We start from the raw sequence: 18,740 nt of genomic DNA, 5'->3' as shown, positions 1-18,740 counted from the left end.
TAATAAGGATTTAAGGCCAAAATTGAGTAATTTTGTGGCTTTAAAACAAATCATGAAAAATTTTCTCAGATTATTTCTTCTATGCCTCCCATTGCTGTTCTTAACAAGCTGTTTCGATATCCTTGATAAAGTGAATGTAAAGGCTAACGGAACGGGAGAATATACCATCATTCTCAACGCCAGCAAAAGCAAGACGAGACTGGCTTCCATCTCCAAAATGGAAACCATTAACGGGAAAAAGGTTCCCAAAAAGGCCGAAATTGAAAATAAAATCAATGAAGCTGCCAGAATTTTCAAAGGAACTCCTGGTATCAGCAATGTGAAAACATCAATGGATTTTGATAATTATATCATTAAACTAAGCTGCAATTTCAAGAAAATTGAAAATATCAATGCTGGTCTGGAAAAACTGAAGGCTCAGAATATATTGGGCAAAATGGTTCCTACCCAGGTTTACAGCCAGAATCTTGAAAAAAAGACATTGACAAGGAATAAAGTCAATACCTTCAAAGCGGATTACGACAAGATGAGTAAGGCAGACAAGGAAGTTTTTAATGATGCAAAATATACTTCCATTATGCAATTCGAAAGCACGGTAAAATCACAAACAAATAATACCTACGTACTTTCTCCCAATAAAAAAGCACTTAAACTGGAGGCTGATATTCTGGATTTGATCCTTCAGAAAAAACAAATACAAAACACAATTATTTTTCAATAAATTTCTAAACTATAGTCATGAAATCTATCTTTTTAAAAACACAAAAAATTATTTTTGTACTCTTTGGCTTTACACTGGCTTTTGCCCAAAACGGTATGAAAATACCGTCTGATGCCGTATTTTATATGGAAGTCAACGGAAAACAGCTTAATAATAAAATCAACTGGAATAAACTGAATCCGCTGCTTCATGAGCTAAGCAAAAAAAGCAAAGAAGCCCCGTCATGGACAGATTATTCCAAAACAGGAATCAAATATGATGCGACTCAGTATCATTATGCAAGCTTTAATGATTCTATTAAGACGTACAACACGCATTTTATCATTGATAATAAGGAAAAGTTTCAGGAGTTCATTAATTCTGTAAAGAAAAAAGGACAGGAAGTTTCCAGTAGAAAAAACTATTCTTATGTAGATATTAATGATGATGTTTTTGTGGCGTGGAACGGAAGCCGCGCAGTTCTTAGCATGATAAGCTATACCAAGCCTTATAAAGATATTTGGTCTACTGAAGCTGTTGCAGACAGTACAGCAGTAGCTGTAGACAGTGTTGCAGTAGATGCCGGAGACAGTGCTTATACCGATGAGCCGGAAAAACCTTTTAACTATAAAGAGGAAATCAAAAGCCTTAAGGATGATATTAAGTATCTGAAAGAAAGCATTAAAGACAATAATCTGGAAATAGCGAGAATTCAGAAAGATATCAAGTATCTGCAAAAGCATCATCAATATCCTAAAGAAAAGGAACATGCTGAAAACCCTGAAAATGGAGAGGAAATGCCTAATGAAGCATATGATGAGGAAGAAGATAAAGCTTACAAAAAAGAGCAGGATTCTATCCGAAGAGAAAACTTTAAAATAGTAAAAAAGAATGCTGAAGATCGTTTTGACCAGTATTTCAGTTCAAATTTAGAGATTGAAGCTCCTAAAGAAATGCTGAAATTCAGAGATGCCAATTCCGATGTTTTTGTTTATACAGATTATGGAAGAATTGTAAATGACGGGATTTATGGGAAAATGACGAAGTTCTATAGCTATGGGCAGTTTTTCAAAAATATTTACGACTCCAACTATTCCTACAATCTGTATTTTGATAAGGATAAAGTGAGGCTGGTGAATAATTATCAGCACAAAAATCCTGACATTCAAAACAATATTTCTGCCATTTACAAAGGAAAGAAAAATAAAAAACTGTTGGAGCTCATCAATGAAAAAAGCGTTGGTTACTATGCAATGAACGTCAATGGAGCAAAATGTTTCGATATGATGTACAGTCTTCTTCAGAATTCAGGAGAAAATGAGTACAAAAAAGAAATGGAACTCGTGATGGAAACCATGAAAATTGTTCTTGACGAAGAAGCCATTACCAAAATTGCACCCGGAAACGGAATCTTTGTTTTGAACGAATTGAAATCCAAAACAGTAGAATATACAGATTATGAATACGATGCAGATTTCAACGAAAAAGAAGTAAAAAAGACTAAAGAAATTGCTGTTCCTAATTTCACTTTCGCCTTTGCAACGGAAAATGAAGGGTATTGGAACCGTATTTTTGATATGCTGGCAACCAATAAAAAACTATCTAAAAGATTCTCTAAAAAAGGAAATCTTTACACGTTCAAAGAAGAGAAAAATGGGGGATATATTGATCAATTATTCTTTACCGTAAAAGATGGGGTAGTGTATCTGATGAGTTCTGCCGATAATAATTTATCAGTAAACCAGTCTGACGTATCCAGAAAATGGGCCAAAGATTCAGCGAAATATCCTTTATCCGGAAGATTAGATATCAAGAAACTTTTAACAGGCCTTGACAAAGAATTTAAAACTCCAAAAGAGAGAAAAACATTGGATGCCATCAGAAAAAATGTAGGCGAAATGTATTATAAAACAGAAGTGAAAGGAGAAAGCATTCAGACTGAAATGAATTATAATATTAAAGATTCTTCGGAAAACAGCTTAATGTATTTCTTTGATGTGTTCGATCAGATTTTTAAAACAAAAGAAACAGAAGAGAAACCACAAATTTTATAAATGAAGAAAAAGAAGATTATTGTCCCGTTAATTGTATTGCTTGCTATTGCAGTATACTTTGTTGCTTTTTATAAGAATAAAAACCTCAGATATATTCCTGAAAACGCAGATGCAGTAATTTTAATGGATATAAAGAAACTAACGGGACAATACCTCTTCAACCTGGCAATGCACCCTTCACAGTGGTCTGGAAGTAAGTCTAAAGGTAAAAGTTCAGGTTCATTGAAAGATGCAGGGATCAGAATTCCGGACTTTCTGCAGATTTTTCATCTTAAGGACACCAAATTCTCCGAATGGTATACTGTTTTAGAATTGAAAGATTCGAAAAAATTCATCACCTTTTTAAAGAAGCAAAACTTTGTTACCAAAGGAAATAACCGTTTTCAGAAAGATCAGATTTTTGTTGTAATTAATGGAAGTCATTGTATTGCGGGGACTTCAGATTTGGCCTTTGAAACCATTCAGAAACAAGTTCTTCAATCTTCTTCGAATGCTGTTCTGAATGCAGATCAGTTAATCAATAATTCGGTAGGAAGCATTTCATTCATTTCCGGGAAAAAGATTCAGAATTTTTCTATTGATTTAAATGAGGATGAAATTGAAATCAAAAATAATTCAAACACAGAATTTTTTAATGCTATAGGTTCTCAACTGGAAAAAGAAAAACATTTTTTAGATCTGGAATTAGACAAAGAAAATGTAAGAAACATCAGCCGTTTTTTCAATAAAAGTATCGCTGACTCTTCACAGATTTCCTACTTTAAGGCAACAGCAGATCTTGAACAAGTGAATGATACTATCATCAGCTATGAATATGATGATAATTTCAATGAAGTTGAAAAAAAGACCTTTCAGAAAATTACCCAGCCTAATTATTTCATTGATATTAAAAGTAGTGCTCCAGAAAAGACATGGGAATATTTCCAGTCTAAAAAGTGGATAAACAACGAAAATCAATTCACTGCAATTCCTTTTCAACCGAACCAGATCAACAGAAATAATGATGGTGTTGCGATCAAATCAATCCGGAAGCCCGTATCATTATCTCCTCAGCGAAAAGAAAACTATATTCTGATCAGAAATAATAATTTGCTCTGTTCTTCATTAAAAACACTGAATGCCAATGAGAAAAGGATCATTTCCAATATAGACTATGTGCTCTATGGAAATAAATCAAAAGATTATTGGGTGAAAATAAAAGCAAAAAACGGAGAATTACCCTTAATTTTACGCTGGTAAGCATACAACCGAATAAAATTATCATTAATGGCTCCATCAGATATTGCATTGCTCAAGACCTTTACGCATTATTTTTTACATCTCGTTTTTCCGGTCTTTATTGCATTGATTTTTTATCGTAAAAACTGGAAGAAGGCTTATTTCATTCTTCTGGCTACCATGTTGGTAGACCTGGACCATCTTTTTGCCAATCCTATTTTTGACCCATCACGAGAAAGCATAGGTTTTCATTTTTTACATTCCTATTATGCCATTGCGGTGTATTTTTTGCTGCTGTTCTTTAAAGGAAATATAAGGATTATAGGAATTGGGCTGCTGTTTCATATGTTTACAGATTATCAGGACTTTAACTTCTGGCCTCATTAAAATATTATTAATATTTTCTTTTAAGATTGAAAAATTCATAGATTTTTTGTATTTTGTAGTCACGATATGAGACTAAAAGAACTTTTACATTATACCTATATTTTTCCTATTCTGGCAGTAGGATACTACTTTTCCGGTTTAATGGGAAATGGTGTTATTTATGATATCCTTGCAGGTGTTTTATTAATTGCGAGTGTTTTATCAGCAGTGCATCATGCAGAAGTAGTGGCTCATAAAGTAGGAGAACCTTTTGGAACCATTATCCTGGCGCTTTGTATCACCATTATTGAAGTGGCGTTGATCATCTCGCTGATGGTTGCCGGCGGAGATCAGGCGATCACGCTGGCCAGAGATACCGTTTTTGCTGCCGTAATGCTTATTCTTAACGGAATTTTGGGGATATGTATTCTGGTAGGCGGTGTTAAATATCATGAACAGTTCTTCGCAAGAACCTCAGCAACGACTTATCTGGTGAGTATTGTTTCTATCCTGGTACTTACCCTTGTCCTTCCTAATTTTACTTCAAGTGTCAACGGACCATTCTATAATGAAGCGCAGCTTATTTTTATATCCATCGCATGTCTTGTTATTTACGGCGTTTTCCTGATGGTACAGACTGTGCGCCATAGAAGTTATTTTATTGTTCCTGATGAACATCCGGAAGAACATTATATTCCTTCGTTGCCCAAAACTCTTATCAGTTTTATTTTTCTGGTGATTTGCCTTGTTATTGTCGTATTAATGGCAAAAGGACTATCTGATACAATAGAAGGAATGGTACAAAGTCTTGGGGCTCCGAAATCCCTTGTTGGGGTGATTATTGCAGCTGTGGTACTGCTTCCTGAAGGTGTTGCTGCCATACGTGCAGCAAGAGCCAATCAGATACAATCCAGCTTAAATCTTGCACTGGGTTCAGCATTGGCAAGTATAGGTTTGACTATTCCTGCGGTTTCTGCGGTATGTATCATGTATGATATTCCGCTGGTGTTAGGCCTGGACAAAAAAGATATTATCCTGCTTTCTTTATCTGTATTTATCGTAATGCTTTCTTTAAGCCGGGGAAAAACAAATATCCTGTACGGAACTGTTCTATTGGTAAATCTGGCAGCCTATATTTTTACGGTAATTGTTCCTTAAAAAGAACAATTTACTTGAAATAAATTTCAGATTCCATAATTCATATCATGCACCCAAAACCCCATATCTCGAAATCAGAAAGTCTGGATTCCATCACAACCTTCTCGCCAAATCCATTTTAAACGCCATCAGTTTTGCTATGTTTTCAGACTTATAGATTGCCATATCTGCATTTTCCCCTACAAAGTTTTCTTCAATGGTGGTACGCCAAAGCAGCAGCCATTTGTCAAAATGTTTCTGTTCCATAGCCTGTATTTCATTAATCGGGAAGTGTACACCCATTGGATTTCCTTTATAGGTCATCTGTCCGAAAAGGATTGATTCCCAGAAAGAATACATCTTGGGAAGATGCTTATCCCAATCTACTTTAGCGACATCATTAAAGAAGAATCCTATGGTTTCATCCTTAACTACTTTGGCATAAAATGAGTTGACAAGGTGTTCAATGTCCTCTCTTGACTCCATTTTTTTCATACTCCAAATGTACTCCAAAATGAATTTAAAACTCAAATGAATCAATTGATAAAATTCATCAAAACAATATTTTATCTTTGTGCAGGAATTAATGAAAAGATGAAATAGTATAAAAACAACTTAAAAAAACAAATGATATACAATGACAGGAGGATTCAGAAAAAAGATCCGGCAGAAAAATGCTGAGAACAGCGGTTTCGGAACCAATGCATCCGGAAGATTTATCAATAAAGACGGCCTTCCGAATGTTCAGAGAAAAGGGGTGAATGTTTTCAACAGGCTAAGCTGGTATCATACGATGCTGAATCTTTCATCATTCCGTTTTATCTCGTATCTGGTGATTGCTTATATTCTGGTCAATCTTCTTTTTGCCATGATCTATTATCTGATTGGCGTGGAACATCTTACCGGAATTGATAAAAGTGATCCGTTGAATGAATTTATTGATGTTTTTTTCTTCAGTTCCCAGACGTTTACCACGGTAGGTTACGGAAGAATAGCCCCGGTAGGTTTTTTGGCAAGTCTTGTGGCTACTTTTGAAGCTTTTCTGGGATTGCTTACCTTTGCCATTGCAACCGGACTTTTCTACGGAAGATTTTCAAGACCACGGGCTTTCCTTAGGTTTTCTGATATAGCTGTTATTGCACCGTTTCAGGATTCTCCGGCACTGATGTTCAGGCTGGCTCCTTATAAAAATAATGCATTAACGGATGCTGATGTTATTCTTTCAGCAGCTATTGAAGTGATAGAAAATGGCGTTGCTAAAAATAATTTTTACAGGCTAGATACTCAGATGAGCAAGATCAATACACTGGCGCTCAACTGGACGGTAGTACATAAGATTGATGAAAATTCTCCGTTTTACGGCTTTTCCGAAGAGGATTTTAAAAATACGGATATTGAGCTTATTGTACAGATCCGTGCATTTGACGAAGTATTTTCAAACACAGTAGTTCAAAGATCTTCGTATACCACGGGTGAAATTGTTTACGGGGCTAAATTTGTCCCAATGTATTATCCAAGCAAAGAAAATCTTACCACTATTCTGGATCTGGATAAAATTAATGAATACAAAAAAGAAGAGCTTCCGGATTTTGTGAGAAATAATGAATAAATGAATTTAGATTTTTATAAAAAACAAGCCATACAAAAGCAAAAGGATCATAAAAAATTTCTGGACGGATTAAAGAAAAAGCCGCCCAAGAACCTCGATTATATTGTACAGGAAACCCATGAGGAAGTTTTTGATGAAATAGACTGTCTGCAATGTGCCAATTGCTGTAAGACAACAGGACCTTTGTATACAGAAAAGGATATCGAGCGTATTGCTAAGCATCTTCGTATGAAGTCTGCTGATTTTGAAGCTAAATTCTTAAGGGTAGATGAAGATAATGACAAAGTACTGCAGAATCTTCCCTGCTTTTTTCTAAATAGTGATAATACGTGTTCTATCTATGAAATAAGGCCAAAAGCCTGCCGTGAATATCCTCATACAGACCGTAAGAAGATCTATCAGATTAATAATTTAATGCTGAAAAATACAGTGATCTGCCCGGCCGCTTTTGAATTTGTAGAAAAAATGATGAAGAATGTGACGAAGTAAGCCTAAGGTGGGAGCTGGATGATGGAAGTAAGAAGTCTTAATAATAAACCGTTTTAGGTAATATTTTCACTGGAATAAACTTCCAGCCTCCAGCATTACTCTTCCAGCTGAGCTAATTGAAATCTTTTTTCCAAAATCCTCTTAAATAATTATAAAGTACGTTAAATAAGCTTATTACGTATAATTTTATAAATGATGTCTCGTTTAAGTTAAACAATCATTTAAATATTACATTATGAAAAAGTTATTTTTAACGGCAGCGTTTACCTTAGTTGGAGTAATCGCAGTTTCGGCACAATCAACAACACAAAAGCCGGATACCTCTACGAACAAACAAACGACAACTCAAACTCAACCGAATACGCAGACTACAAGTCCTTCGGATCCAAAAACCCAACAGGAAAAAGCACCTGTTACCACTATGGAGAATTCTCCTGCAACAGATCCTACAGTAAGCACAACGCCTACGGATACTACCAAACCTGCAGATACTCCTAAAGAAGAGAAGAAAGACAAAAAGAAGAAAAAGTAAGCACTTTAGCAAACACTAGTCGGAATCCTGGAATCTTGTATTTCAGGATTTTTTTTGCTCAATTTCTTCAATTTTAAACCTGACCATTTTATGAATTAAATCCAACGGAAGTTCTTCGGTGATTGGAAATTGTACGGCACCTTTAGAAAACTTATATTTTCTTTCATTAAAATCAGCCTCAAAATGACTGATGCCTTCTGCTCCCGGATACAATCCAATGTGTTTTTTGTACCCTGCAAAATAGATCATGGGCTTTCCTTTATATCTGAAAGCAGGCATTTGATAGCCAATATATTCCTCCAGATCTGAAGCCTGAGAATGAATGGCTTTTCTCAGTTCAAGCAGTTTTTCCTGTACTTCCATTGGGAACAGAAGAATGTATTCATCAATATTTTTAAAGGTGTTTTTCATTATATAAAAATAAAAAAAGCGCTGCATATAGCAGCGCTTTCTCCTTTCACTTTTTACTTTTTTCCCATTATCCCGGGAACAGGCTATATCAAAAAAGGTCGGGAGTTTTTCCCAACCTTTACTTTTTATGTTACACAACTCCTTGAGCCAACATTGCTTCTGCTACTTTTACGAAGCCGGCAATATTTGCACCTTTTACGTAGTTTACATAACCGTCTTCGTCTTTTCCGTAGTCTCTGCAAGCTTTATGGATACCAATCATGATTTCCTTTAATCTTGCGTCTACTTCTTCAGAAGTCCAGTTAAGACGGATAGAGTTCTGAGTCATTTCTAATCCTGAAGTTGCAACACCTCCAGCATTGGAAGCTTTACCAGGAGAGAATAATACTTTATTATCTAAGAAATAGTTGATAGCATCTAATGTAGAAGGCATGTTAGCTGCTTCAGTTACACAGATACATCCGTTTTCAACTAATTTTCTTGCATCATCTAAATCTAATTCGTTTTGAGTTGCAGAAGGGAAAGCTACATCACACTTCACATCCCAAGGACGTTTTCCAGCGTGGAACTCAGCAGATGGATATTTTTTAGCATAATCTTCAGCTCTGTTGTTTCCGGAAGATCTAAGCTCTAACAGATAGTCAATCTTTTCTCCGCTGATACCATCTTTATCGTAAATGTATCCGTCTGGACCAGAAACTGTTACTACTTTAGCTCCTAGTTCAGTTGCTTTTTTGATAACTCCCCAAGCTACGTTTCCGAAACCTGATACCGTTACAATTTTACCTTCGAAATTCTGTCCGATTGTTTTAAGCATCTGTTCAGCGAAGTATACTACACCGTATCCTGTAGCTTCAGGACGGATTAATGAACCTCCGTAAGCAAGACCTTTTCCTGTAAGAACTCCCGTAAACTCGTTTCTGATTTTCTTGTACTGTCCGAATAAATATCCGATTTCTCTTGCTCCAACACCAATGTCTCCTGCAGGTACATCTGTTTCAGGACCAATATGCTTGCACAGTTCTGTCATGAAAGCCTGGCAGAAACGCATTACTTCCATGTCAGACTTTCCTTGTGGATCGAAATCTGAACCTCCTTTACCACCTCCCATTGGAAGTGTTGTTAAAGAGTTTTTGAATACTTGTTCAAAAGCTAAGAACTTAAGAACTGATAAGTTTACCGTAGGATGGAAACGGATTCCTCCTTTGTATGGACCAATAGCAGAGTTCATTTGAATTCTGAAACCTCTGTTAACCTGAATTTCTCCTTTGTCATCAACCCATGGAACTCTGAAAATAATAATTCTTTCAGCTTCAGCCATTCTTTCAAGCAGCTTCATTCCGGTATATTCTTTTTTAGTAGCAATGAATGGAATTACAGTTACGGCAACTTCTTTTACAGCTTGTAAGAACTCCGGTTCGTTAGGATTTTTTGCTTCAATTTTTGCAATAAACTCTTGGATTTTCTGGTCAATATTATATTGTTCCATATATTAAGGTTGAATATTATTGTCAACAAATTTAATTTTTTTTTCAAGATTCACAACACTATATTTTAACATTGTTAAAAATTAAATAATAATGTTTCGTAATATTATTAAATTGATAATTTGTGATTAAATTTTATTAAAAATGAAATGTTATGTGTGAAATAATGCAATATTAAGAAATCGTTAAATATTAAATTGCAATAAATTGCCTCCCGGAAAATGATTTTACTTTCCCTAAAAGTTCCAATTCTAAAATTATTGGTAAAATTCTGTAAGGGGAAACTTCAATTTTCTGCGAGAGATCGTCCAGAGAGATCTGAGGATGGTCTTTGATAGATTGATATATTAAATTCTGACTATCAGATAGTTGTATTCTTTTCTCGCTGTGAGGAAATAACTCTTCCATTTTTTCTTTGGGTTCATTCAATCCAAGCATGCTGATGAGATCTTTGATGGTTGAAATAGCTGTTGCTTTATTATGGAAAATCAGCTGATTACATCCTTGGCTGGCTGCGTCAGTAATTTTTCCAGGGAGAGCAAACACGTCACGGTTATAGTCATTCGCAAATGTTGCGGTGCTTATTGAGCCGCCACCAAAACCAGTTTCCACAACAATGGTCGCCGGAGACATTCCCGCTACAATTCTGTTTCTTTGTATAAAATTTTCCCGGTCTGGCTTTCTGGAAGAACTGAATTCTGTAATTAATGCACCTCTTTCATCAATAATTTTCTCAGAAAGGCGCTTGTTTTTCGACGGATATAAGTGCTTAAAACCATGAGCGAGAACTCCTATAGTAGGTTTTCCGGTAAGTATAGACTGTTCATGAACCTCCTTGTCTATTCCTAAAGCAAGGCCGCTTACTGATGTATATGGTGAGGATTTTGATGCTTCAAAAAACGCTTCAATAAATTGTCTGCCGTAAGAAGTTATATTCCGGGTTCCTACAATACTTACTTTGGGAAGTAAATCATTGATCTGTCCTTTTTGATAAAGAATGGCAGGAGAGTCGTTGCATTCCTGAAGGAGGGAAGGTATTTCATAAAGGTGTTTTAACCTGATTTGGATATTATTTTTTTCGCAAAAATTTAATTCTTCTTCTGCGAATTTCAAATGAGCCTCATTGCCAATATCCGAAACCGTTTTTTGTCCTATTCCTTCCAGTTTTTTATACTCTTTCTTTGCTCTTTTCCATGCTTCCTGAGTACTTCCAAAAGTACGGACAAGTTTATGAAAATGAATGTCGCCAATCTGGCTGCATTCACGGAGAGCGATAGCATATAAATATTCTTCAGAGATCATTGGTGTTTTTTTTCAAATGTAGTGAAATAAGTATTATCTCTTTCTTAATTCTTCCAAATGATCCCAGATATCATCTCTTTTTTTATAAGGCAGTTCCATAAAGTCTTCCGGATGGTTTTCCTTGTATTCCTGCCACAGTTTATCATCCTTTTCACTATAATAATTAGGGAATTCCCAAATAAATTTTTTCTTCTTTTCACCCACATTTTTAAAGGAAAATGCAATGATGCTTCCTACTACGGCTCCTGAAAGGTGGGCCTGCCATGAGATTTTACTTGGCTCCTGCATATTGTAGAACAGTTCTTCGGGAAGCATTCCCCAGATTAAGCTTCCATAATACAGTACTACAAGCATTGAAATGGTTAAAAGTTTGGTGTTCCACTTGAATACCCCGCTGAAAAACAGGAAGAATGCAAGCACATACACTACGCCACTGGCTCCAATGGTACAGGTGTACATATATTCGCCGGTAAGAATGTCAATAGGGGGAAGAAGCCATACCAAAAGCCCTGTCGCGAGCCAGCCGATGATAAAGACTTTGTTGGCAACAATAGGATAAAACTGATACAGCAAAAACATCAATGCTGCTATCGGAATAGAGTTTCCTATAATATGATCAATATTTCCGTGTAAAAGAGGAGAGGTGGCTACACCAAGCAACCCTTCAGGCAAAAGTGGAATGATGGCTCCAAAGCAGCTTTGGAAAAAGCCCTGCATTTGTAAGAAATACCCGAACCACATTGCAGAAAGCATCAGCAATGGGTATATAACCGCTCTTTTGGAAATTACGTTTTTAAACATGAAGATTTTATGTCAAATCAAAAGCCAAGGATAAATTTCGGAAAATTTGGCGATGAATTAATTTCTACCCACCTGATTTTAAGACAAAAGGTATCAAATTTTATTTTCAAACTTATTATTTTGGCACTGATTTTATAGAACTATGTTATTGTGATTGATTCAGCTTTGATGAAATTCAATTCTTTAAAGCTGAATTTGCCTTTAAAAAAAATTATATTAATACTTTTGTATTGAAAATTATTAAGAGTAATGAAGAAGTTTTTATTGATTCTTTCCTGTTTTATAGGAATTTATGCAAGTGCACAAGAAGAATTGAAAAAAGATTCCGTAGTGGTAGACACAGTGAAATACTGGTCTGTTTTAGGAAAAAATACATTAATGATCAACCAGGCTGCATTCTCAAACTGGGTTGGAGGGGGAGCCAATAACGTGGGATGGCTTGCCGGAGCTAATTACAACATCACCTATGAAAAAGATAAAGACCTTTGGGAAAATATCATTATTCTTGGGTATGGGCAAAATGATACCAAAGGGCTTGGAATAAGAAAAACACAGGATGTAATTAACATTTCTACCAATTACGGGAGAAAGTTTTCCAAAAGCTGGTATTTCTCTCTGGGAGCGGGATTTCAGTCTCAGTTTGCACCGGGATATGAAGACGGAAATAATCCTGAAGCCAAGAAAATCTCAAACTTTATGGCACCAGGCTACCTGAATCTCGGGATGGGTATCACATACAGGCCTAATGATGATGTTACAGTTACTTTACGTCCTACCAACGCCAGATGGACTTTTGTACTGGATAAAGATCTTCAAACAGCAGGAAGTTATGGTTTGAAAAATGATGGGAATACTTCTTTATTGCAGTTCGGTTTTCTGGGAACAGCCATTTACAAGCTGAAAATAATGGAAGATATTTACTTAACGAATACTGCTTCTGTCTTTTCCAATTATCTTGATCATCCGGAAAGACTGGTTCTTGCATACGGAGCGCTATTGAACTTGAAAGTAAACAAATATATTTCATCCAATGTTACGGTAGATTTGCTATATGATCATAATCAAATCGAAAAAACACAGCTGAAACAAACTCTTGGAATCGGCTTCGCTTATACCTTGAATAATGGAGTAAAACGTTCTGACCGAAAAGACAGCCAGTGGTGGTTAAAAAAATAATATTGAATATCAATTTCAATAAAAGAACACTTCAGAAATGAGGTGTTTTTTTATTTTAAAAATACTGTAATTTTAAGTTGATTTAAGTTTGAAGACTTAAGGTTTTTCGCTTAAATGATTTATTTTCATGGGATTATAAGCGGTAATTTAGTGTTGCTAAATTCATTTTAAAGTGAATTTTATTCCGGCAAAGATTATTATTTATACATTTGTAATAAATCGTCATTATGAAAAAACTTTTATTGATCAGTTCTATTTCTCTTGGAGCTGTAGCAATGGCTCAGGAGACTAAAACGGAAGCTCCGGCAACAGATACTGTTAAAGCCTGGTCTATTCAGGGACAAAACACATTAATGCTTAATCAGGCTGCCTTTTCAAACTGGGTAGGAGGGGGAGCCAACAACGTTGGGTGGCTTGCCGGTGTCAATTACAACCTTACATATGAAAAAGGAAAAGATCTTTGGGAAAACATTATTATTCTTGGTTACGGACAAAATAATACACAGGGAACCGGAGTAAGAAAAACTCAGGACGTTATTAACCTTTCTACTAATTATGGTAGAGAGTTTGCCAAGCATTGGTATCTATCAACAGGTGCAGGCCTTCAGACTCAGTTTGCACCGGGATATGAAGACGGAAACAACCCTGATGCTAAAAAGATTTCTAACTTTATGGCACCGGGATATGTTAATTTAGGAGCAGGGGTTACTTATCGTCCTAATGACAATCTTACGGTAACTTTACGTCCGGCAAATGCCAGATGGACTTTTGTTTTAGACAAAGACCTTCAAACGGCCGGAACGTATGGACTTAAGCATGACGGAGACTCTTCTCTTTTCCAATTCGGTTTCCTTGGTACAGCCATGTATAAGCTGAAGATTATGGATAATATTACCTTGCTGAATACGGCTTCTGTATTCTCAAATTATCTTGACCACCCGGAAAGACTTGTTCTTGGATACAGCGGAGTTTTAAGCATGAAAATCAATAAATATATCTCCACGAATGTAACACTTGATCTGTTGTATGACCATAATCAGATATGGAAAACACAGCTGAAGCAGACATTAGGAGTAGGACTGGCTTACAATTTTGATAACGGTAAGAAAAGATCTGATAATAAAGGAAATCAGGATTGGTTGAAAAAATAAAACAGAAAGATAATCTGTTATAAAAATAAAAAGCACTTCGAAAGAAGTGCTTTTGTTTATCAATATATATAAGTCTTAGAATTCTATATCAACTCCTAGTTTCTCAGCCAACAGCTTTGAAATTTTCTCTTTTAGAGGCTCTATGTCAATGTTTTGCATTGCATCATTAGCAAAAGCATATAAAAGTAATGCCTGCGCTTCTTTTTTAGAAATTCCTCTTGCTCTCAGGTAGAATAAAGCATCTTCATTCAACTGGCCTACGGTACAGCCATGAGAACATTTTACATCATCAGCAAAGATCTCTAACTGGGGCTTTGTATCAATACTTGCACCTTCACTTAGCAATACATTGTTGTTCTGCTGATAAGCGTTTGTTTTCTGAGCAATTTTATCAACGAAAACTTTTCCGTTGAAAACTCCGTGAGCATTGCCGTCAAAGATTCCTTTATAGTTCTGGTAACTTTCACAGTTCGGGAAGTTATGGTGAACTGCCGTGTGGTGGTCTACCAGCTGATCTTTTCCGATGATTGTGATTCCGTTCATGAATGAATTGATATTAGATCCATTATGAATAAAATCAAGGTTATTTCTTACCAATTTACCTCCGAAAGAGAAAGTATTAACAGTCGTTAAGCTGTCTTTTTCCTGTTTTGCAAAAGTATTGTCAATAAGGTAAGTTGTGTTGTTGTCATTTTGAAGCTTGTGCCAGTCTGCTTTTGCATTAGGGTAGGTAAAGATCTCCGTTACAGAGTTTGTCAATACATAAGTGCTGTCAAAATTATGATGGCTTTCAATCACTTCTACTTTGGCTCCTTCTTCTACAATCAAAAGGTTTCTTGTATTATAGAATGTATTTTCCTCCTGATTCTGAGAAATGTAAAAAACGTGGATTGGCTTTTCAATCACTACATTTTTAGGAACTTTCAGGAAGAAACCATACTTACAGTAAGCAAGGTTCAGGTTAGTAAACGCCTGTTCTTGAGAAGCAATGGTGTTGAAATATTTTTCAAAAACCTCTTTATGCTTGTCATCATTCAGGGCATAATTGAATGAAAGAAACTCTACATTTTCAATAGAAACTTTAGAAAGTTCTTTGTGAAGTTTACCGTTTACAAAAACAATCCAATCAAAATTTTCTTCTCCAAGGTGCAGTTCATCAAACTGTTCTTTGGTGATATTGTGGTTCTCTTTCGGGAAGAAGTTGTAGCTTTTTTCCGTGATCTCCTTTAGATTGGTATATTTATATTCTTCGTCTTTTTTTGTCGGAAAACCAAGATTGGCGAATCTCTGAAGGGCTGCTTTTCTTTCATCATCCAGAAATCTGTGACGAAGACTCTCCAAAAATTCATTATGGTTCTCTATAATTTGTTCTTTTAAACTCATTGTTTATTTGAAATTTGAAATTTGAGATTTGAAATTATGGGCGGTTAAATTTATTTCCGTTATGTTCGGTAGCTTTTAAATACTTCATAAAACCTGAAATCATTTTTGATAAATCCGCATAATCTTTTTTCAAATCATTAAATTCATTCTCGTTAATAAAATCTCTATCAAATGCTCTGATCAACTGAGATCTTACTTCTCCACATGATCCTTTCGACATAGATAAAAAATTAATAAACTCTTTATTTCCCTCCCTTTCAAAACCTTCTGCAATATTATCCATTACAGAAGCAGATGAACGGTCGATTTGATTTTTAATATTTTGACTGCAATTTGAATTTTGTATTAGTGAGATGAAAATTTTTTGGCATAATTCTCTGGATTTTTTCCATATATCTAAATCCTCAAAATTATTTATAGTGGCCATAATTTCAAATCTCAAATATTTAATTTCAAATTAATTAAGAAGCCAGTCGTAACCTTTTTCTTCAAGCTCTAATGCTAAAGATTTATCACCAGTTTTGATGATTTTTCCATCTGCTAAAACGTGAACGAAATCAGGCTGAATGTAGTTAAGCAATCTCTGATAGTGTGTAATCAAAAGAACTGCATTTCCTTCATTTTTAAAGTGATTTACCCCATCTGCAACGATTCTTAATGCATCGATATCCAATCCTGAATCAGTTTCATCAAGGATAGCCAATTTAGGATTAAGCATCATCATCTGGAAGATCTCATTTCTTTTCTTTTCACCTCCTGAGAATCCCTCGTTCAATGATCTTGAAAGGAAATCTTTTTTAATTCCCAGTTTTTCAGATTTTTCACGGATTAATGCAAGCATTTCTTTTGCCGGCATTTCTTCCAATCCGTTTGCTTTTCTCGTTTCGTTTAAAGCAGCTTTGATAAAGTTCGTTACAGAAACTCCCGGGATTTCCACTGGATACTGGAAAGAAAGGAAAATTCCTTTATGAGCTCTGTCTTCAGGAGCATCTTCACTAATGTTTTCTCCCTGGAAAAGGATCTCTCCACCAGTAACTTCATAATCTTCTTTTCCGGCGATTACAGAAGAAAGGGTAGATTTCCCAGCTCCGTTCGGCCCCATAATAGCGTGAACTTCGCCCGGCTTTATTTCAAGATTAATACCTTTTAATATTTCTGCGCCATCTTCAATTTTGGCGTGAAGGTCTTTAATTTGTAACATTCTTGCTAACTTTTGCTTTTTATATTTGTATGAGCTTCTTGTCTGTAGATACACATCATTTTATCTGAAATATTACTTCAGAAGACAGAAAGAAGCTTTCTATATTTTGTTTTTGTAATCATCTTCTGTGAAGAGTACAACTTATATTGCCACTTAAAAATGGCTTTTAATCTGATAAAAACTCTGAAAACCTTGCCTTTAAATCAGTTTGTTTTTATCTGTGAGATCCTTAGTTGAAATTTATCCTACAGAACCTTCTAATGAAATCTCAAGTAATTTCTGAGCTTCAATAGCAAATTCCATTGGAAGCTTATTTAAAACTTCTTTACTGAAACCATTCACAATCAGAGCAATTGCTCTTTCTGTATCAATACCTCTCTGGTTACAGTAGAAAATCTGATCTTCCCCGATTTTTGAAGTCGTTGCCTCGTGCTCTAGCTGCGCAGTCGGATCTTTAATTTCAATATATGGGAAAGTATGAGCTCCACATTCATTACCCATCAATAGAGAGTCACATTGAGAGAAGTTTCTCGCCCCTTTTGCTGAAGGCATTACTTTCACCTGTCCTCTGTATGAGTTTTGGGATTTTCCGGCAGAAATACCTTTAGAAATAATCGTTGATTTTGTATTCTTCCCGATGTGGATCATTTTTGTTCCTGTATCTGCATACTGGTGGTTGTTGGTAACCGCAATAGAGTAGAATTCTCCGATAGAATTGTCTCCTTTAAGGATACAAGACGGATATTTCCATGTTACTGCAGAACCTGTTTCTACCTGTGTCCAGGAGATTTTTGCATTTCTTTCGCAAAGACCTCTTTTCGTTACAAAGTTGAATACCCCTCCTTTACCTTCTTCATTACCAGGATACCAGTTCTGAACCGTTGAATATTTAATTTCTGCATTGTCTAAAGCAATCAGTTCCACTACCGCAGCGTGAAGCTGGTTTTCATCTCTTGACGGTGCTGTACATCCTTCAAGATAAGAAACATAACTTCCTTCATCAGCCACAAGAAGCGTTCTTTCAAACTGTCCTGTTCCTGCCTGGTTGATACGGAAATAAGTGGAAAGCTCCATAGGGCATTTTACTCCTTTAGGAATATAGCAGAAACTTCCGTCAGAAAATACTGCGGAGTTCAATGCTGCGTAAAAATTATCTCCTCTTGGAACTACTTTTCCAAGATATTTTCTTACTAAATCAGGATGGTTTTTAATAGCCTCAGAAATTGAACAGAAAATAATTCCTTTTTCTGCCAATGTATCCTGGAAAGTGGTTTTCACAGAAATTGAGTCCATTACGATATCTACGGCAACTCCGGAAAGTCTTTTTTGCTCTTCGATGTTAATCCCTAGCTTAGCGAATGTTTTCAATAATTCAGGGTCTACCTCGTCAAGACTAGCCAGTTCAGGCTTTACTTTAGGAGCAGCATAGTAACGGATTGCCTGGAAATCTGGTTTTTCGTACTTGATATTTGCCCATTCAGGTTCTATCATTTTCTGCCAGATTTTAAACGATTCCAAACGCCATTCAGTCATCCATTCCGGCTCTTCTTTTTTCGCAGAAATAGCACGGATGATATCCTCATTTAAACCGATAGGGAAATCTTCATAATCAATCTTCGTTTCCCAACCGAATTCATATTTTTTATTTTCTAGATCGACTCTTAAATCGTCTTCTGTATATTTACTCATTATTTTTTTTTAGATTTCAGATTTTAGATTTCAG

Annotated in this window: 19 protein-coding genes; 10 read left to right on the top strand and 9 right to left on the bottom strand. The window is 35.7% G+C overall.

All coding sequences use genetic code 11. From position 1 onward, the window contains the following. Nucleotides 1-52 precede the first annotated feature (52 nt). From CLU97_RS02725 to CLU97_RS02705, 5 genes are all read left to right on the top strand, one after another. A complete protein-coding gene (locus CLU97_RS02725) occupies nt 53-721 on the top strand; it encodes a hypothetical protein (protein WP_121486584.1) in 669 nt (222 codons plus the stop codon). Nucleotides 722-738: 17 nt separating this feature from the next. Next, the gene (locus CLU97_RS02720) at nt 739-2,754 is read left to right on the top strand and encodes a hypothetical protein (protein ID WP_121486583.1); all 2,016 of its coding nucleotides are present in this window, start codon (nt 739-741) and stop codon (nt 2,752-2,754) included. Next, a complete protein-coding gene (locus CLU97_RS02715; protein WP_121486582.1) occupies nt 2,755-3,993 on the top strand; it encodes a hypothetical protein in 1,239 nt (412 codons plus the stop codon). Between the two features lie 27 nt (nt 3,994-4,020). After that, nucleotides 4,021-4,359 (top strand): DUF6122 family protein, encoded by a 339-nt coding sequence (locus CLU97_RS02710; protein ID WP_121486581.1) that lies wholly within the window; start codon nt 4,021-4,023, stop codon nt 4,357-4,359. 66 nt (nt 4,360-4,425) lie between these two features. Next, on the top strand, nt 4,426-5,496 hold the full coding sequence (locus tag CLU97_RS02705) for a calcium:proton antiporter (RefSeq protein WP_121486580.1): 1,071 nt from the start codon (nt 4,426-4,428) through the stop codon (nt 5,494-5,496). 93 nt (nt 5,497-5,589) lie between these two features. Here CLU97_RS02705 and CLU97_RS02700 read toward each other — a convergent pair whose 3' ends face one another. Beyond that, on the bottom strand, nt 5,590-5,970 hold the full coding sequence (locus CLU97_RS02700; protein ID WP_121486579.1) for a group III truncated hemoglobin: 381 nt from the start codon (nt 5,968-5,970) through the stop codon (nt 5,590-5,592). 142 nt (nt 5,971-6,112) lie between these two features. Here CLU97_RS02700 and CLU97_RS02695 point away from each other — a divergent pair, with 142 nt between their 5' ends. From CLU97_RS02695 to CLU97_RS02685, 3 genes are all read left to right on the top strand, one after another. Beyond that, a complete protein-coding gene (locus tag CLU97_RS02695; RefSeq protein WP_121486578.1) occupies nt 6,113-7,084 on the top strand; it encodes an ion channel in 972 nt (323 codons plus the stop codon). Beyond that, nucleotides 7,085-7,573, top strand: coding sequence for a YkgJ family cysteine cluster protein (locus tag CLU97_RS02690; RefSeq protein ID WP_121486577.1), 489 nt, complete (start codon nt 7,085-7,087; stop codon nt 7,571-7,573). Nucleotides 7,574-7,808: 235 nt separating this feature from the next. After that, a complete protein-coding gene (locus tag CLU97_RS02685; protein ID WP_121486576.1) occupies nt 7,809-8,105 on the top strand; it encodes a hypothetical protein in 297 nt (98 codons plus the stop codon). 42 nt (nt 8,106-8,147) lie between these two features. Here CLU97_RS02685 and CLU97_RS02680 read toward each other — a convergent pair whose 3' ends face one another. From CLU97_RS02680 to CLU97_RS02665, 4 genes are all read right to left on the bottom strand, one after another. Continuing rightward, nucleotides 8,148-8,516 carry an iron chaperone gene (locus tag CLU97_RS02680; protein ID WP_121486575.1) on the bottom strand — a complete coding sequence of 123 codons (369 nt, stop codon included), beginning with the start codon at nt 8,514-8,516 and terminating at the stop codon, nt 8,148-8,150. Nucleotides 8,517-8,646: 130 nt separating this feature from the next. Further along, a complete protein-coding gene (gene gdhA, locus CLU97_RS02675; RefSeq protein ID WP_105700419.1) occupies nt 8,647-10,005 on the bottom strand; it encodes an NADP-specific glutamate dehydrogenase in 1,359 nt (452 codons plus the stop codon). A 190-nt stretch (nt 10,006-10,195) separates the two neighbouring features. Beyond that, nucleotides 10,196-11,305: a DNA-processing protein DprA gene (dprA, locus tag CLU97_RS02670; protein WP_121486574.1), complete on the bottom strand. Its 1,110-nt coding sequence runs from the start codon at nt 11,303-11,305 to the stop codon at nt 10,196-10,198. 33 nt (nt 11,306-11,338) lie between these two features. Continuing rightward, the gene (locus CLU97_RS02665) at nt 11,339-12,106 is read right to left on the bottom strand and encodes a rhomboid family intramembrane serine protease (protein WP_121486573.1); all 768 of its coding nucleotides are present in this window, start codon (nt 12,104-12,106) and stop codon (nt 11,339-11,341) included. Between the two features lie 249 nt (nt 12,107-12,355). Between CLU97_RS02665 and CLU97_RS02660 the strand changes: the two genes are divergently transcribed. Both CLU97_RS02660 and CLU97_RS02655 read left to right on the top strand, forming a co-directional pair. After that, the gene (locus CLU97_RS02660; RefSeq protein ID WP_121486572.1) at nt 12,356-13,282 is read left to right on the top strand and encodes a DUF3078 domain-containing protein; all 927 of its coding nucleotides are present in this window, start codon (nt 12,356-12,358) and stop codon (nt 13,280-13,282) included. A 227-nt stretch (nt 13,283-13,509) separates the two neighbouring features. Continuing rightward, a complete protein-coding gene (locus CLU97_RS02655; RefSeq protein ID WP_121486571.1) occupies nt 13,510-14,433 on the top strand; it encodes a DUF3078 domain-containing protein in 924 nt (307 codons plus the stop codon). A gap of 75 nt (nt 14,434-14,508) precedes the next feature. On the opposite strand, the gene sufD is transcribed toward CLU97_RS02655, so the two are convergent. From sufD to sufB, 4 genes are all read right to left on the bottom strand, one after another. Beyond that, nucleotides 14,509-15,816 carry a Fe-S cluster assembly protein SufD gene (gene sufD / locus CLU97_RS02650; protein ID WP_121486570.1) on the bottom strand — a complete coding sequence of 436 codons (1,308 nt, stop codon included), beginning with the start codon at nt 15,814-15,816 and terminating at the stop codon, nt 14,509-14,511. Between the two features lie 34 nt (nt 15,817-15,850). After that, on the bottom strand, nt 15,851-16,243 hold the full coding sequence (locus tag CLU97_RS02645; protein ID WP_121486569.1) for a four helix bundle protein: 393 nt from the start codon (nt 16,241-16,243) through the stop codon (nt 15,851-15,853). Nucleotides 16,244-16,273: 30 nt separating this feature from the next. Beyond that, nucleotides 16,274-17,017 (bottom strand): Fe-S cluster assembly ATPase SufC, encoded by a 744-nt coding sequence (gene sufC, locus CLU97_RS02640; RefSeq protein ID WP_121486568.1) that lies wholly within the window; start codon nt 17,015-17,017, stop codon nt 16,274-16,276. A gap of 240 nt (nt 17,018-17,257) precedes the next feature. Beyond that, entirely contained in the window at nt 17,258-18,706 is a 1,449-nt protein-coding gene (gene sufB, locus CLU97_RS02635) for a Fe-S cluster assembly protein SufB (protein ID WP_121486567.1), read from the bottom strand. Nucleotides 18,707-18,740: the final 34 nt, after the last annotated feature.

The organism is Chryseobacterium sp. 7 (genome assembly GCF_003663845.1).
In the GTDB taxonomy this organism is placed as follows: domain Bacteria; phylum Bacteroidota; class Bacteroidia; order Flavobacteriales; family Weeksellaceae; genus Chryseobacterium.
This window is presented reverse-complemented; position numbering and strand designations above follow the sequence as displayed.